The sequence below is a fragment of the Microbulbifer weihaiensis genome (assembly GCF_048323715.1).
Lineage (GTDB): Bacteria > Pseudomonadota > Gammaproteobacteria > Pseudomonadales > Cellvibrionaceae > Microbulbifer.
In genome coordinates this window covers 1-16,153 of record NZ_JBLWFL010000026.1, presented here as the reverse complement: position 1 = coordinate 16,153, position 16,153 = coordinate 1, and the positions used below count along the sequence as shown (strand labels likewise).

At 56.6% G+C, this 16,153-nt stretch carries 12 protein-coding genes and 1 tRNA gene; all 13 read right to left on the bottom strand.

The window, feature by feature from the left end:
- Positions 1-123: 123 nt before the first annotated feature.
- Entirely contained in the window at positions 124-2,232 is a 2,109-nt protein-coding gene (fusA, locus tag ACNKU7_RS18565) for an elongation factor G (RefSeq protein ID WP_418298480.1), read from the bottom strand.
- 107 nt (positions 2,233-2,339) lie between these two features.
- Positions 2,340-2,810: a 30S ribosomal protein S7 gene (rpsG, locus tag ACNKU7_RS18560; RefSeq protein WP_010130334.1), complete on the bottom strand. Its 471-nt coding sequence runs from the start codon at positions 2,808-2,810 to the stop codon at positions 2,340-2,342.
- A 114-nt stretch (positions 2,811-2,924) separates the two neighbouring features.
- On the bottom strand, positions 2,925-3,299 hold the full coding sequence (gene rpsL, locus ACNKU7_RS18555; protein WP_418298479.1) for a 30S ribosomal protein S12: 375 nt from the start codon (positions 3,297-3,299) through the stop codon (positions 2,925-2,927).
- 233 nt (positions 3,300-3,532) lie between these two features.
- Positions 3,533-7,762 carry a DNA-directed RNA polymerase subunit beta' gene (rpoC, locus tag ACNKU7_RS18550; protein WP_418298478.1) on the bottom strand — a complete coding sequence of 1,410 codons (4,230 nt, stop codon included), beginning with the start codon at positions 7,760-7,762 and terminating at the stop codon, positions 3,533-3,535.
- A gap of 113 nt (positions 7,763-7,875) precedes the next feature.
- Complete coding sequence (rpoB, locus tag ACNKU7_RS18545) at positions 7,876-11,949, bottom strand: DNA-directed RNA polymerase subunit beta (protein ID WP_418298477.1); 4,074 nt, start codon at positions 11,947-11,949, stop codon at positions 7,876-7,878.
- A gap of 286 nt (positions 11,950-12,235) precedes the next feature.
- The gene (gene rplL, locus ACNKU7_RS18540) at positions 12,236-12,601 is read right to left on the bottom strand and encodes a 50S ribosomal protein L7/L12 (protein ID WP_418298476.1); all 366 of its coding nucleotides are present in this window, start codon (positions 12,599-12,601) and stop codon (positions 12,236-12,238) included.
- A 95-nt stretch (positions 12,602-12,696) separates the two neighbouring features.
- Positions 12,697-13,191: a 50S ribosomal protein L10 gene (gene rplJ, locus ACNKU7_RS18535; RefSeq protein ID WP_418298475.1), complete on the bottom strand. Its 495-nt coding sequence runs from the start codon at positions 13,189-13,191 to the stop codon at positions 12,697-12,699.
- 282 nt (positions 13,192-13,473) lie between these two features.
- Positions 13,474-14,172, bottom strand: coding sequence for a 50S ribosomal protein L1 (gene rplA / locus ACNKU7_RS18530; protein ID WP_418298474.1), 699 nt, complete (start codon positions 14,170-14,172; stop codon positions 13,474-13,476).
- Positions 14,173-14,604 carry a 50S ribosomal protein L11 gene (gene rplK, locus ACNKU7_RS18525; protein WP_418298473.1) on the bottom strand — a complete coding sequence of 144 codons (432 nt, stop codon included), beginning with the start codon at positions 14,602-14,604 and terminating at the stop codon, positions 14,173-14,175.
- 166 nt (positions 14,605-14,770) lie between these two features.
- Positions 14,771-15,304, bottom strand: a complete 534-nt coding sequence (gene nusG, locus ACNKU7_RS18520; protein WP_418298472.1) for a transcription termination/antitermination protein NusG — start codon at positions 15,302-15,304, stop codon at positions 14,771-14,773.
- A gap of 10 nt (positions 15,305-15,314) precedes the next feature.
- On the bottom strand, positions 15,315-15,683 hold the full coding sequence (gene secE / locus ACNKU7_RS18515) for a preprotein translocase subunit SecE (protein ID WP_418298471.1): 369 nt from the start codon (positions 15,681-15,683) through the stop codon (positions 15,315-15,317).
- Between the two features lie 117 nt (positions 15,684-15,800).
- Positions 15,801-15,876, bottom strand: a tRNA-Trp gene (locus ACNKU7_RS18510).
- A gap of 127 nt (positions 15,877-16,003) precedes the next feature.
- Positions 16,004-16,153 (bottom strand): EF-Tu C-terminal domain-related protein (locus ACNKU7_RS18505; RefSeq protein ID WP_472439836.1); only part of this gene is annotated, 150 nt, incomplete at its 5' end.

Below are 16,153 nucleotides of genomic sequence, written 5' to 3'. Positions count from 1 at the left end.
TTTTACCGTGGTCAACGTGACCGATGGTGCCCACGTTTACGTGGGGCTTGGAACGTTCAAACTTTTCTTTTGCCATTTTCAATGTCCTCTAGCTAAAAGAAGTTAGGGCTATTACCTAGTAAATTAAGCCTTGTTTTTCGCGATGATTTCATCAGCGACGTTCTTGGGCGCTTCTGCGTACTTCTGGAATTCCATGGTGTAGGTAGCACGGCCCTGAGTAGCAGAACGCAGGTCAGTTGCGTAGCCGAACATTTCAGCCAGCGGAACCTCAGCGTTGATCACCTTGCCGGATGAATTCTCATCCATGCCCTGGATCAGGCCACGACGACGGTTCAGGTCGCCAACCACATCACCCATGTTTTCTTCCGGAGTAACCACTTCCACCTTCATGATCGGCTCAAGCAGTACCGCGCCACCCTTCTGGGCCAACTGCTTGGTCGCCATGGAAGCGGCGATTTTGAACGCCATTTCGTTGGAGTCCACATCGTGGTAGGAACCATCAAAGATGGTAGCCTTCAGACCCAGCAGCGGGTAGCCAGCCAGAACACCATTCTGCATCTGCTCGGCGATACCCTTCTGGATCGCAGGTACGTATTCCTTCGGAACCACACCGCCAACGATTTCGTTGACGAATTCCAGCTGGTCTTCCGATTCCTCGTCCAGGTTCGGCTCGAAGCGGATCCAAACGTGACCGTACTGACCGCGACCACCGGACTGACGAACGAACTTGCCTTCAATCTCACACTTGTTGGTGATGCGCTCACGGTAGGCTACCTGCGGCTTACCAATGTTCGCTTCAACATTGAACTCGCGACGCATACGGTCGACGATGATGTCGAGGTGCAGCTCACCCATACCGGAGATGATGGTCTGGCCAGTCTCTTCGTCGGTCTTCACACGGAAAGACGGGTCTTCCTGAGCCAGCTTGCCCAGTGCGATACCCATTTTTTCCTGGTCCGGCTTGGACTTCGGCTCTACCGCTACGGAGATTACCGGCTCCGGGAACTCCATACGCTCGAGAACAATCTTGTTATTCTCGTCACACAGGGTGTCACCAGTAGTGGTGTCTTTCAGACCGATTGCCGCGGCGATGTCACCAGCCAGTACTTCTTTGATTTCCTGACGGTTGTTGGAGTGCATCTGCACCATACGGCCGATACGCTCGCGCTTCATCTTCACGGAGTTGTATACGCCAGTACCGCTCTCCAGCTTACCGGAGTACACGCGGAAGAAGGTCAGGGTACCAACGAAGGGGTCGGTAGCGATTTTGAACGCCAGTGCAGCGAACGGTGCATTGTCGTCAGCAGGACGGGTCTCTACGGTTTCACCGTCTTCCAGCGTACCTTCGATCGCCTTCACCTGGTTCGGTGCCGGCAGGAATTCGATAACCGCGTCCAGCATGGCCTGTACGCCCTTGTTCTTGAACGCAGAGCCGCCCAGAACCGGTACGATTTCGTTGGCCAGGGTGCGCTGACGGATGGCTGCCTTGATTTCTTCTTCGGTCAGCTCACCTTCTTCCAGGTACTTCTCCATCAGCTCTTCGCTGGCTTCCGCAGCTGCTTCTACCAGGAACTCGCGCATTTCATCGCACTCGTCCTGCAGATCCGCCGGGATGTCACCATATTCGAAGGTCATGCCCTGGTCAGCTTCGTTCCACAGGATGGCCTTCATCTTGATCAGGTCGACAACGCCCTTGAACTCGTCTTCAGAGCCGATGGTCATCTGCAGCGGAACCGCATTTGCATTCAGGCGGGTTTTCAGCTGGTTGACAACATTGCGGAAGTTGGCACCGGTACGGTCCATCTTGTTTACGAATACCATGCGCGGTACTTCGTATTTGTTAGCCTGACGCCATACGGTCTCGGTCTGCGGCTGTACGCCGGAAGAGCCACACAGTACAACTACAGCACCGTCCAGTACGCGCAGGGAGCGCTCTACTTCGATGGTGAAGTCAACGTGCCCGGGGGTGTCGATGATGTTGATGCGGTGCTGGTCAAACTGCTGCTGCATACCAGCCCAGAAACAGGTGGTCGCTGCAGAAGTAATGGTAATACCACGCTCCTGCTCCTGCTCCATCCAGTCCATGGTTGCGGCGCCTTCATGCACCTCACCAATCTTGTGGGACAGACCAGTGTAGAAAAGTACACGCTCGGTGGTGGTGGTTTTACCAGCGTCTACGTGGGCGCAGATACCGATATTGCGATAGCGTGCGATAGGCGTTTTACGTGCCACAGTTGTATCCTCGATATAACGGCAAAAGGCAGCGCGGAAACTTCCTTGCTGCCTTTCGGTATTAATTTCCGATGGTAATAATCATCAGACTTGGAAGCGCCACTATCTTAGAAACGATAGTGAGAGAACGCCTTGTTGGCTTCCGCCATACGGTGCACGTCTTCACGCTTCTTGACCGCGCCGCCCTTGTTCTGGGAAGCATCAATCATTTCATTGGCCAGTCGCTGCGCCATAGACTTCTCACCGCGCTTGCGGGAGAAATCCACCAACCAACGCATTGCCAGAGCAGTACGACGCGCAGGACGCACTTCTACCGGCACCTGGTAGGTAGCACCACCAACACGACGGGATTTTACTTCCACCATCGGGGCGATGTTTTCCAGGGACTCTTCAAAAATTTCAATCGGATCTTTGTTCAGCTTTTCTGAAACCAGATCCAGCGCACCATATACGATGCTCTCTGCTACGGACTTCTTACCAGAGATCATGACATGGTTCATGAACTTGGCCAGAGTCACGTTCCCAAACTTGGGATCAGGCAGCACTTCGCGCTTGGCGACTACTCGTCTTCTTGGCATGGGATTGCCTCTCTTCAGGGTTACTCTGAGACGCCGCCGTAAACAAATACAACTCGGCGAGCTCAGCCTTACTCCGGTTATTCGTTAAACCGAAACGCAAATAGACCTTAAGGATTAACCTTTAGGACGCTTGGCACCGTACTTGGAACGGGCCTGCTTGCGATCGTTTACGCCTGCACAGTCAAGTGCACCGCGTACAGTGTGGTAGCGCACACCCGGCAGGTCTTTTACACGACCGCCGCGAATCAGCACCACGCTGTGCTCCTGCAAGTTGTGGCCTTCACCACCGATGTACGAAGTTACTTCGAAACCGTTGGTCAGACGCACACGGCATACTTTACGCAGAGCGGAGTTCGGCTTTTTCGGTGTAGTGGTGTACACGCGAGTGCAGACTCCACGGCGCTGCGGGCAAGCTTGCAGTGCAGGAACGTCGCTTTTTTCGACTTTGCGTTTTCTCGGCTTACGAACCAACTGGTTGATCGTTGCCATTAAAAATCACTCCAAAATAAAACGCCCCCACCAGTTGCATAAGCGGGGGCCTATCGTCAGTGCACACTGCCGTTCCAGCTCCACGAGCCTTTCGACAGTAGTACCCCATTAGCGGGGGCCGCATTCTATAAGCGACGGCGCCCCTAGTCAATCACCGGCGCTAGTGAATACTCACATTTACCGGTAATTGCGATCCGCAGCGACCAGCGGACGACCCGCTGGTCTGAACTGACTTACTCCCCGGAAGATTTCAGGGCTTCAGTCAGCGCCGCTTCAACTTCTTCAGCGGACGGGCCTTCGGAATAACCTTGGCTCATCTGCAGGCTGCGCTTGCGCTTGCGCTCGGCGTGGTACGCCAGACCGGTACCGGCCGGGATCAGACGACCCACAACCACGTTTTCCTTCAGACCGCGCAGGCTGTCTTCCTTACCGGTTACCGCGGCTTCAGTCAGTACGCGGGTGGTCTCCTGGAAGGAGGCCGCAGACAGGAAGGACTCGGTCGCCAGAGACGCTTTGGTGATACCCAGCAACAGGCGCTCGAACTGAGCCGGCTGCTTGCCTTCGGCGCGCAGACGCTCGTTCTCTTCCACCACGCGCTGGTATTCCACCTGGTCGCCCTTGATGAACTCGGAGTCACCCATCTCAAGGATTTCAACCTTGCGCAGCATCTGACGCACAATGGTTTCAATGTGCTTGTCGTTGATGCCTACACCCTGGAGGCGGTAAACCTCCTGGATTTCGTTGGTGATGTAGCGAGCCAGCTCTTCCACCCCTTTCAGGCGCAGAATGTCGTGCGGGTTGGACGGGCCATCGGAGATAACCTCACCCTTCTCTACCGTTTCACCTTCGAACACAGTCAGCTGGCGATGCTTCGGAATCAGTACTTCGTAGTGATCCTTGCCGTTGGCCAGTGGTTTGCCGTCTTTCGGGGTGATCTGCAGGCGCACTTTGCCTTTGGTCTCTTTACCGAACGAAACGGTACCGGAGATTTCCGCCAGAATGGACGGCTCTTTCGGCTTACGCGCTTCAAACAGGTCAGCAACCCGCGGCAGACCACCGGTGATGTCCTTGGTTTTGCCGGATTCCTGCGGAATACGCGCAATAACGTCACCGACATTCACCTTGTCGCTGTCTTTCAGACTGAGAATGGCGCGCGGTGGCAGCGCATAGTGCGCCGGCGCATTGCTGCTGGCCAGAGTCAGTTCTTCACCGTTTTCATCTACCAGGGTCACTGCCGGGCGCAGATCTTTACCTGCAGCCGGGCGCTCCGCCGGATCGATGATCTCGATCGAGGACAGACCGGTAATTTCGTCGGTCTGCTTACGGATAGACAGGCCGTCTTCCATACCGGACAGTTTCACCCAACCGGCAACCTCGGTGATGATCGGGTGGGTGTGGGGATCCCACTTCGCCACGATCTGGCCACCGCCAACTTCGGCCCCTTCCGCAACGCTAATCGCAGCACCGTAGGGCAGCTTGTAGCGCTCGCGTTCGCGACCAGCGCTGTCGGCAACCGCCAGCTCACCGGAACGGGATACCGCAATCAGGTTGCCACTTTCGGCCTTCACGGTCTTCACGTTGTGCAGGCGTACGGTACCGCCGAGCTTCACCTGGATACTGTCAGCCGCAGAAGCACGGCTCGCCGCACCACCGATGTGGAAGGTACGCATGGTCAGCTGGGTACCCGGCTCACCGATGGACTGTGCCGCCACGACGCCCACAGACTCACCCGGGTTGGCGCGGTGACCACGGGCCAGGTCGCGACCGTAACACTGCGCACAGATGCCGTGCGCGGTCTCACAGGTGATTGCGGAGCGTACCATTACCTCGTCGATACCGAGGGCTTCGATGCGCTCAACCCACTTCTCGTCGATCATGGTGCCGGCCGGCACAGCGATTTCATCGCTGCCTGGACGGATGACATCGCGGGCCACTACACGGCCCAGGATGCGGTCACCCAGAGACTCAATCACGTCACCGCCTTCGATTACCGGCGCCATGGTCAGGCCGTCGTCGGTACCACAGTCGATCTCGGTAATAACCACGTCCTGCGCAACGTCTACCAGACGACGGGTCAGGTAACCGGAGTTCGCGGTCTTCAGTGCGGTATCCGCCAGACCTTTACGTGCACCGTGCGTGGAGATGAAGTACTGCAGTACGCTCAGACCTTCACGGAAGTTCGCGGTAATGGCGTTCTCGATAATGGAGCCGTCCGGACGCGCCATCAGACCACGCATACCCGCCAACTGGCGAATCTGGGCTTCGGAGCCCCGTGCGCCGGAGTCGGCGTACATGTATACGGAGTTGAAGGAGTCCTGCTCGGTCTCTTTACCATCGCGATCGATCACTGGCTCTTTCTTGATACCAGCCATCATCGCCTGGGTTACCTTGTCGTTGGTACGGGACCAAACGTCGATAACCTTGTTGTATTTCTCACCCGCGGTTACCAGACCGGAAGCAAACTGAGATTCAATTTCCTTCACTTCCGCTTCTGCCGCCGCAATCAGGTCAGCCTTGGCTGCCGGGATCTCGAAGTCGTTCACACCAATGGAGGAACCAGACTTGGTGGAGAAGTCAAAACCGGTGTACATCAGCTGGTCAGCGAAGATAACGGTCGCCTTCAGACCAACCTTGCGGTAACACTCGTTCAGAACGCGGGAAATCGCCTTCTTCTTCATCGGCTGGTTGACCATTTCGAACGGCAGGCCATCCGGAACGATGTTCCACAGCAGTGCACGACCTACGGTAGTGTCGTAAATGGTGCGGGTTTTGGTCTTCTCACCGTCTTCACCAATGACGGCTTCGTCGATACGCACTTTGATCTTCGCCTGCAGGCCAACCTGCTTGGCGTAGAACGCGCGGCTCACTTCTTTGATATCGGAGAAGGACATGCCCTCGCCTTTATCATTCACGCGCTCACGGGTCATCCAGTACAGACCCAGTACCACGTCCTGGGACGGCACGATGATCGGCTCACCGTTCGCCGGTGACAGGATGTTGTTGGTAGACATCATCAGCGCGCGGGATTCCAGCTGCGCTTCGATGGTCAGCGGTACGTGTACCGCCATCTGGTCACCGTCGAAGTCGGCGTTGTACGCCGCACACACCAGCGGGTGCAGCTGGATCGCTTTACCTTCAATCAGTACCGGCTCAAACGCCTGGATACCCAGACGGTGCAGGGTCGGTGCACGGTTCAGCAGTACCGGGTGCTCGCGGATCACCTCGTCGAGGATATCCCACACGATGGCTTCTTCGCGCTCGACCATTTTCTTGGCCGCTTTGATGGTGGTGGCGAGACCACGGGTCTCGAGCTTGCCGAAAATAAACGGCTTGAACAGCTCGAGGGCCATTTTCTTCGGCAGACCACACTGGTGCAGACGCAGGGTCGGACCTACCACGATCACGGAACGGCCGGAGTAGTCGACTCGCTTACCCAGCAGGTTCTGACGGAAGCGACCCTGCTTACCCTTGATCATGTCTGCCAGGGACTTCAGCGGACGCTTGTTGGAGCCAGTGATGGCGCGGCCACGACGGCCGTTATCCAGCAGTGCGTCTACGGATTCCTGCAGCATGCGCTTTTCGTTGCGCACGATGATGTCAGGCGCGTTCAGCTCGAGCAGGCGCTTCAGACGGTTGTTACGGTTGATCACGCGACGGTACAGATCGTTCAGGTCGGAAGTCGCGAAGCGGCCACCGTCCAGCGGTACCAGCGGACGCAGATCCGGCGGCAGCACTGGCAGAGCCTGCATGATCATCCATTCCGGACGGTTGCCGGACTTGTAGAAGGCCTCCAACAGCTTCAGGCGCTTGGACAGCTTCTTGATCTTGGTCTCGGAGTTGGTCGCCGGAATCTCTTCGCGCAGGCGCTGGATTTCGGACGGCAGCTCGATGTCGTTCATCAGCTCCTGGATGGCTTCCGCACCCATCTTGGCTTCGAACTCGTCGGCGAACTCTTCCATCGCTTCGAAGTACTGCTCATCGTTCAGCAGCTGGCCGCGCTCCAGGGTGGTCATACCCGGATCGGTTACCACGTAGGATTCGAAGTACAGCACGCGCTCGATATCGCGCAGGGTCATATCCAGCAGCAGACCGATACGGGACGGCAGGGACTTCAGGAACCAGATGTGCGCAACCGGGCTCGCCAGTTCGATGTGGCCCATGCGCTCACGACGCACCTTGGCCTTGGTCACCTCAACGCCGCACTTCTCACAGATGATGCCGCGGTGCTTCATGCGCTTGTACTTGCCGCACAGGCACTCGTAGTCCTTCACCGGGCCAAAAATCTTGGCACAGAACAGGCCTTCCCGCTCCGGTTTGAAGGTACGGTAGTTGATGGTTTCCGGCTTCTTCACTTCGCCGTAAGACCAGGAGCGAATCATGTCCGGGGATGCCAGACCGATACGGATAGCGTCAAATTCTTCCAGCTGATCCTGGGCTTTCACCAGGTTTAACAAATCTTTCAAGGCCTTTCCTCCACTAGGGGGTAGTCAACCCGGCCCGCACATGGCGCTTGGGGCCGGGCTTGCCAGCGGCTGTGCCGCCGGCCTCTGTCTACTAAATCCGATTGTTACCGGTCTTACTCGTTTTCCAGCTCGAAGTTCATACCGAGCGAGCGGATTTCCTTGACCAGTACATTGAAGGATTCGGGCATGCCCGGCTCCATGCGGTGGTCGCCATCCACGATGTTCTTGTACATCTTGGTACGACCTTCCACGTCATCGGATTTGACCGTGAGCATTTCCTGCAGGGTGTAAGCGGCACCGTATGCTTCCAGTGCCCACACCTCCATCTCACCGAAACGCTGACCACCGAACTGCGCCTTACCACCCAGCGGCTGCTGGGTAACCAGGCTGTAGGAGCCGGTAGAACGCGCGTGCATCTTGTCGTCCACCAGGTGGTTCAGCTTCAGCATGTACATATAGCCCACAGTAACCGGACGCTCGAACGCGTCACCGGTACGGCCGTCGTACAGGGTGATCTGGCCGGAGTCCGGGATATCCGCAAGACGCAGCAGCTGCTTGATCTCGGATTCCGCGGCACCGTCAAATACCGGAGTTGCCATCGGCACGCCCCGACGGAGGTTGTCAGCCATCGCGAGGATTTCGCTGTCGCTCAACTCGTTCAGGTCTTCAACACGACCGCCAGTGGAGTTGTAGACCTCTTCCAGGAAGCCGCGAACCTTCTGCGCTTCCTGCTTCTCCTTGATCATGTGATCGATCTTCGCACCGAGCCCCTTGGCCGCCATGCCCAGGTGCATTTCCAGAACCTGACCAACGTTCATACGGGACGGAACACCCAGCGGGTTCAGAACCACGTCGACCGGCTCACCATTTTCGTCGTACGGCATATCTTCCACAGGCTTGATCACAGAGATCACACCTTTGTTCCCGTGACGGCCGGCCATCTTGTCACCCGGCTGGATGCGGCGCTTGATCGCCAGGTAAACCTTGACGATTTTCAGCACGCCCGGAGCCAGGTCATCGCCGGACTCGAGCTTCTTCTTCTTGTCTTCGAAGACTTCATCCAGCTGCTTGCGACGCTCTTTCAGCTGCGCTTCGGCTTTTTCCAACTGCTCGTTCAGGCTCTCTTCGGCCATGCGCAGTTTGAACCAGTCTTCACGGGGCAGAGTGGAGAGGATTTCCGCACTCAGCACGTCGCCTTTCTTGACGCCCTTGCCGCCAACAACCGCCTGGCCGTCCAGGGCTGCCTGCAGACGTTCGAAGGTCGCGCCTTCGACGATACGGTATTCTTCGTTCAGATCCTTGCGAACTTCGTCCAGCTGCGCCTTTTCGATCGCCAGGGAACGCTGGTCTTTCTGCAGGCCATCACGGGTGAACACCTGGACGTCGATCACGGTACCGCGGGTACCGGAGGGGGCGCGCAGGGAGGTATCTTTAACGTCAGATGCCTTCTCACCGAAGATCGCACGCAGCAGCTTCTCTTCCGGAGTCAGCTGGGCTTCGCCTTTCGGGGTTACCTTACCAACCAGGATGTCGCCCGCGCCCACTTCTGCACCGATGTACACGATGCCGGACTCGTCGAGCTTGTTCAGTGCAGACTCACCCACGTTCGGGATGTCCGCAGTAATTTCCTCACTGCCCAGCTTGGTGTCACGGGCAATACAGGTCAGCTCCTGGATGTGGATGGTCGTGAAGCGGTCTTCCTGAACCACACGCTCGCTCACGAGGATGGAGTCCTCGAAGTTGTAGCCATTCCACGGCATGAATGCGATGCGCATGTTCTGGCCCAGGGCCAGCTCACCCAGGTCGACAGACGGGCCGTCAGCCAGGATATCGCCACGCTCAACGACGTCACCGGTTTTTACGATCGGGCGCTGGTTGATACAGGTGTTCTGGTTGGAGCGGGTGTACTTGGTCAGGCTGTACAGATCCACACCGGCGTCACCAGCTTCAACTTCGCTGTCATGCACGCGCACGACCACACGGCTCGCGTCAACGCGCTCGATAACACCGCCACGCTTGGCCACTACACACACGCCGGAGTCGCGCGCTACGGTGCGCTCCATACCGGTACCCACCAGCGGCTTCTCAGCGCGCAGGGTCGGAACCGCCTGACGCTGCATGTTGGAACCCATCAATGCGCGGTTGGCGTCATCGTGCTCGAGGAACGGAATCATCGCCGCTGCCACAGACACAACCTGCTTCGCGGAAACATCCATGTACTGGATTTCTTCCGGGTTCTTCAGGGTAAATTCGTTGTGGTGACGCACGCTGACCAGGTCATCGGTAAAGCGGCCGTTCTCGTCAACCGCAGCCGAAGCCTGTGCGATCACGTAGTTAGCTTCGTTAATCGCAGACAGGTACTCGATATCGTCGGTCACCTGACCGTCCACGACCTTGCGGTACGGGCTCTCAAGGAAGCCGTAGTGGTTCGCGCGGGCGTAGGTTGCCAGGGAGTTAATCAGACCGATGTTCGGACCTTCCGGCGTTTCAATCGGACATACGCGGCCGTAGTGCGTCGGGTGTACGTCGCGCACTTCAAAGCCCGCGCGCTCGCGGGTCAGACCACCCGGGCCAAGCGCGGATACGCGGCGCTTGTGGGTAACTTCCGACAGCGGGTTGTTCTGGTCCATAAACTGGGACAGCTGGGAGGAGCCAAAGAACTCCTTCACCGCAGCCGCTACCGGCTTGGCGTTGATCAGATCCTGCGGCATCAGGCCTTCGGACTCTGCCATGGACAGACGCTCTTTCACCGCGCGCTCTACACGCACCAGGCCCACACGGAACTGGTTCTCGGCCATTTCACCCACGGAACGCACACGGCGGTTACCCAGGTGGTCGATGTCGTCCACCATGCCGCGACCGTTGCGAATTTCGATCAGGGTTTTCAGTACGTCAACGATATCTTCTTTGCTCAGGGTGCCCTGGCCAGTTTCGTCTTCGCGTCCCAGACGGCGGTTGAACTTCATGCGGCCTACCGCAGACAGGTCGTAACGCTCGTCGGAGAAGAACAGGTTCTCGAACAGGGATTCCGCAGATTCCTTGGTGGGCGGCTCGCCCGGGCGCATCATACGGTAGATTTCCACCAGCGCTTCCAGCTCGGTACGAGACGGATCCGCGCGCAGGGTATCGGAGATGAACGGGCCACAGTCGAGGTCGTTGGTGTACAGCGTCTCGAAGCTCTTCACGTTCAGCACGCGCAGCTTGGCCAGAATCTCGTCGGTGATCTCGGAGTTACACTCGATCGCGATCTCGCCGGTGGACTCGTCAATGATGTCATGTGCCAGTACACGGCCATGCAGGTAGTTCAGCGGCGCTTCCAGGGTCTCTACACCGGCTTTTTCCAGCTGGCGGATGTGACGCGGGGTGATACGGCGGCCTTCTTCGACAATCACCTTGCCTTTGCCGTCCTTGATATCGAACGAGGCAACATCACCACGCAGACGGGACGGGATCAGCTCCAGGCGAACGGAGTCGTTACCAAGCTCAAACTTGCTGGTATCGAAGAACATTTCCAGCATTTCCTGGGAGCTGAAGCCCAGGGCGCGCAGCAGGATGGTCGCAGGCAGCTTGCGGCGACGGTCGATACGCACAAAGACCAGGTCTTTCGGATCGAATTCGAAGTCGAGCCAGGAGCCACGGTAAGGAATTACACGCGCGGCATACAACAGCTTGCCGGAAGAGTGGGTCTTGCCCTTGTCGTGATCAAAGAACACACCCGGGGAGCGGTGCAACTGGGAAACGATCACTCGCTCGGTACCGTTGACCACAAAGGTACCGTTGTCGGTCATGAGCGGAATTTCGCCCATGTACACTTCCTGCTCTTTAATGTCCTTGATGGACTTATTCGCAGATTCTTTATCGTAAATAATCAGGCGCACGCGCACGCGCAGCGGGCACGCGTAAGTGACACCACGCAGCGTACATTCTTTTACGTCGAACGCCGGCTTGCCGAGGGTGTAGCTGACGAACTCGAGCGCGGCGTTGCCGGAATAGCTGACAATCGGAAATACAGACTTGAACGCGGCCTGCAGACCGATATCCAAGCGCTCATCCGGGCGCGTGTCGGCCTGTGTAAATTTGCGATACGAATCCAGCTGTATCGCAAGCAGGAAAGGCACGTCCATGACCTTAGGCAGTTTGCCAAAATCCTTGCGGATACGTTTTTTCTCAGTGTATGAGTAAGCCATTCATATTCCCCAGCTTGATCAGTGACAAGACTTCAATCGAGCTACGGCCGGTCATCGACCAGCAGTACGCAACTCATCCGGGCGAGAAGTCTCTGCACAGTGCAGCTACGCTTTCAAAACAGACCGCTTGAAATCGCTGCGCTGTGCGCAAACCTCTCTAAAAAACAAAAACTGTCGGTCAAAACGACAGTGCCGCAAACGGCAAAAAGGCCGGCGGACAAAAGTCCACCAGCCTTTCCACCAACGGTGGCCTGGGCCGCCATTGGTGGTGGTGTGTAAAACCGAATTACTTCAGTTCTACAGAAGCGCCAGCTTCTTCCAGCTGCTTCTTGGCGTCTTCGGCTTCAGCCTTGGGAGCGCCTTCTTTCAGGGTGCTCGGAGCGCCGTCAACCAGTTCTTTGGCTTCTTTCAGGCCCAGACCGGTGATGCCGCGAACAGCCTTGATCACGTTCACTTTCTTGTCGCCAGCGGAAGTCAGAACGATGTCGAAAGAATCTTTCTCTTCAGCAGCTTCAGCAGCCGGACCAGCAGCAACAACAGCAGCAGCTGCGGTCACGCCGAACTTCTCTTCCATAGCTTCGATCAGCTCAACAACGTCCTTAACAGACATTTCAGCGATCGCATTGATGATATCTTCTTTAGTCAGAGACATGAGTTAGTACCTGATTTCATTTGAGCAGCAAACTGCTCGACTATTCATTAATAAAAAGAGACTTTGAAAACTGCCACTTCGCTCTAGCGAAGTAATTAAGCAGCTTCCTGCTCTTTCTGGTCGCGAACGGCCGCAATAGTGCGAACCAGTTTGCCAGCAGACGCTTCTTTCAAGACGCTCATCAGCTTGGCGATAGCTTCGTCGTAAGTCGGCAGGCTTGCCAACAGTGCGACGTCACAAGCTACGCCTTCGAAGGCGGCACCTTTCAGTTCCAGCTTGTCATTCTTCTTCGCGAACTCCTTCAGGATGCGCGCGCCGGCACCCGGGTGTTCGTTGGAGAAGGCAATGATGCTAGGACCGACGAAGTTCTCAACGAGACATTCGAATTCGGTACCGGCCAGAGCGCGACGCGCCAGAGTGTTGCGGACGACTTTCAACCAAACGCCGTTCTCGCGAGCCTCTTTGCGCAGGGCAGTCATGTCATTCACGGTTACGCCGCGGGAATCCGCAACGACCGCAGACAGAGCACCCTCAGCAGCCTGCTGGACTTCTGCGACAATCGCTTTCTTGTCTACGAGTCCAATAGCCATAGTGTCACTCCTGGATTTGAATGAAGGCCGGGAAACTTGATGTAAACCCGACCCGTTCCGGTGCATAAAGCTCAAATCCAGCAAAAATACTGGTTTGGGCGACACCGTCTGCGTAGGCTCGGAACCCTGATGACCAACCTGGCCGGATTCCGGATTAAGCTATGGGGCTTTAAACCTCAAACCCCCACAGCACCTACGGTCTTTGACGGCCCGCCCGACGGCCTAAACAGCCGGGCGGACCCCAAAGTTCTTTTCACTGAACGTGTTAACTTCCTGAGAAAGTTACTTAACGTCCAGGGATGCCTGATCGATGGTCAGACCCGGGCCCATAGTGGTGCTCAGGGTGATCTTCTTCAGGTAAACGCCTTTCGCGGAAGCCGGCTTGACCTTCTTCAGGTCAGCTACCAGTGCTTCGAGGTTCTCTTTCAGAGACTTGGCGTCGAAACTAACCTTGCCGATACCGCCGTGGATGATGCCGCCTTTGTCAGCACGGAAACGTACCTGACCAGCTTTGGCATTCTTGACCGCAGTAACAACGTCCGGGGTTACGGTACCGGTCTTCGGGTTCGGCATCAGGCCGCGCGGGCCCAGGATCTGGCCCAGCTGACCAACAACACGCATAGCGTCGGGAGAAGCTACAACAACGTCGAAGTCCATCTTGCCGGCTTTAACTTCGGCAGCCAGGTCATCCATACCTACCAGATCAGCACCGGCTTCTTTCGCTGCTTCAGCGTTAGCGCCCTGGGTGAACACGGCAACGCGAACGTCCTTACCAGTGCCGTGCGGCAGAGTGGTAGCGCCGCGAACAGCCTGGTCGGATTTACGCGGATCGATACCCAGGTTGATAGCAGCATCAACGGTTTCCGCAAACTTGACGTTGGAGAACTCTTTCAGCAGTGCAACAGCTTCTTCGATGCCGTACGCCTTGCCAGCTTCCAGTTTTTCAGCGATTGCACGCTGACGCTTGGTCAATTTAGCCACTTACAGACCCTCCACTTCGATACCAGCACTGCGCGCAGAACCAGCGATAGTGCGTACCGCAGCTTCCAAATCGCCAGCAGTCAGGTCTGCTTTCTTCATCTCTACGATCTCTTCGATCTGAGCGCGGGTTACCTTGCCAACCTTGTCAGTGTTCGGACGGCTGGAACCGCTCTTGATTTTCGCAGCCTTGCGCAGCAGAACTGCAGCGGGCGGCGACTTCATGATGAAGGTGAAGGAGCGATCGCCGTAAACAGAAATCACTACCGGCACCGGCAGGCCCGGCTCCATACCCTGGGTCTGTGCGTTGAACGCTTTACAGAACTCCATGATGTTCACACCTTTCTGACCCAGTGCTGGACCAACGGGCGGACTCGGGTTGGCCTGACCGGCCTTAACTTGCAGCTTGATGTAAGCTTCTACTTTCTTAGCCATTACAGCTTCCTCTTTAACTGGGTGTTAACGCTTACGCTGTACACTTATACAAACATGCAGCGCTCAGCTCCCCTGTTTACCCCACGAAACCGGCACGCAGTTTCCAGGGACGCGAAAGCCCCCTTCCGCACTAAGCGAAAGAGGGCCGAATCCTTTCAGCTCGAAATCAGCTCTTTTCTACCTGACTGAATTCCAGCTCTACCGGCGTGGAGCGTCCGAAGATCAACACAGCTACCCGCAGGCGGCTCTTCTCGTAATTGACTTCTTCCACCACACCGTTGAAATCATTAAACGGACCATCGATAACACGCACCATTTCACCCGGCTCAAACAGGGTTTTGGGCTTCGGCTTATCAACGGAATCATCAATGCGATTCAGGATAGCCTGCGCTTCACGATCCGTAATCGGGGCCGGCTTGTCCGCCTTGCCACCGATAAAACCAAGCACTCGCGGCGTCTCTTTCACCAAGTGCCAGGTATCGTCATTGAGCTCCATCTCCACCAGAACGTAACCGGGGAAGAATTTACGCTCACTCTTACGCTTCTGGCCGGCACGCATCTCGACCACTTCTTCAGTGGGAACCAGAACATCACCAAAAAGGTGATCCATCTCGTGCAGCTCAATGCGCTCTTTCAGCGAAGACGCAACGCGCTTCTCATAACCGGAGTAAGCCTGAACTACATACCAATGCTTTGCCATGGATTAACCTTTAGCCAATGATCTTGGAGGCAGCCCAACCGAGACCGGAGTCCAGCGCCCAAAGAATTACCGCCATAAGCAGGACAAACACCACCACGATCAGGGTGGTCTGAGTCGCTTCCTGGCGAGTCGGCCACACTACGCGGCGCACTTCGTTTTGCGCTTCGCGCAGAAGGTTCCAGAAAGCGTTGCCTTTGGCCGTCTGCACCGCCACAAATACCGCAGACAGGCACAATGCAACAATGGCCAGCACACGATACAGCAGGGGAATTTCAGCGTAGTAGGAGTTGCCCGCAACAGCAGCGCCAACCAGCAGCGCTACCAGCAGCCATTTCAGGCCGTCAAGACGAAAGGTTTTCGCCTCTACTTTAGCATTCATACAGAGAAGCCTTTAGCGCGCCTCAAATACCACTGGCGCCTTTATTGCCCACGACCACAAAGAGCGACAGCAGTACAGGATAGCCCAACTGCAGGCCCCTTGCGGGCATCTTGAAGTTGGCAGGCCAGGAGGGACTCGAACCCCCAACAGCCGGTTTTGGAGACCGGTGCTCTACCAATTGAACTACTGGCCTGGAACACATTTCAGGGGCAACAACTTAACGCGCCACCCCTGAAAAACGAGGAGCGGAGAATACCAGCAACCTCGAATTTTGCAAGCGTGACCGCAAAGTTTTTTGTGATCACACTCGCAACCACCGATTACTCGATGATTTTAGCTACAACGCCAGCACCAACGGTACGGCCACCCTCACGGATCGCGAAGCGCAGACCTTCTTCCATCGCGATCGGCGCGATCAGAGTTACAACCATCTGCACGTTGTCGCCCGGCATTACCATCTCGGTACCTTC

Coding starts and splice junctions, on each gene's coding strand:
- rplK (WP_418298473.1), bottom strand. CDS start 14,604: ATGGCTAAGAAAGTAGAAGCTTACATCAAGCTGCAAGTTAAGGCCGGT.
- nusG (WP_418298472.1), bottom strand. CDS start 15,304: ATGGCAAAGCATTGGTATGTAGTTCAGGCTTACTCCGGTTATGAGAAG.
- rpsG (WP_010130334.1), bottom strand. CDS start 2,810: ATGCCAAGAAGACGAGTAGTCGCCAAGCGCGAAGTGCTGCCTGATCCC.
- rplJ (WP_418298475.1), bottom strand. CDS start 13,191: ATGGCTATTGGACTCGTAGACAAGAAAGCGATTGTCGCAGAAGTCCAG.
- rplL (WP_418298476.1), bottom strand. CDS start 12,601: ATGTCTCTGACTAAAGAAGATATCATCAATGCGATCGCTGAAATGTCT.
- secE (WP_418298471.1), bottom strand. CDS start 15,683: ATGAATGCTAAAGTAGAGGCGAAAACCTTTCGTCTTGACGGCCTGAAA.
- rpsL (WP_418298479.1), bottom strand. CDS start 3,299: ATGGCAACGATCAACCAGTTGGTTCGTAAGCCGAGAAAACGCAAAGTC.
- rpoB (WP_418298477.1), bottom strand. CDS start 11,949: ATGGCTTACTCATACACTGAGAAAAAACGTATCCGCAAGGATTTTGGC.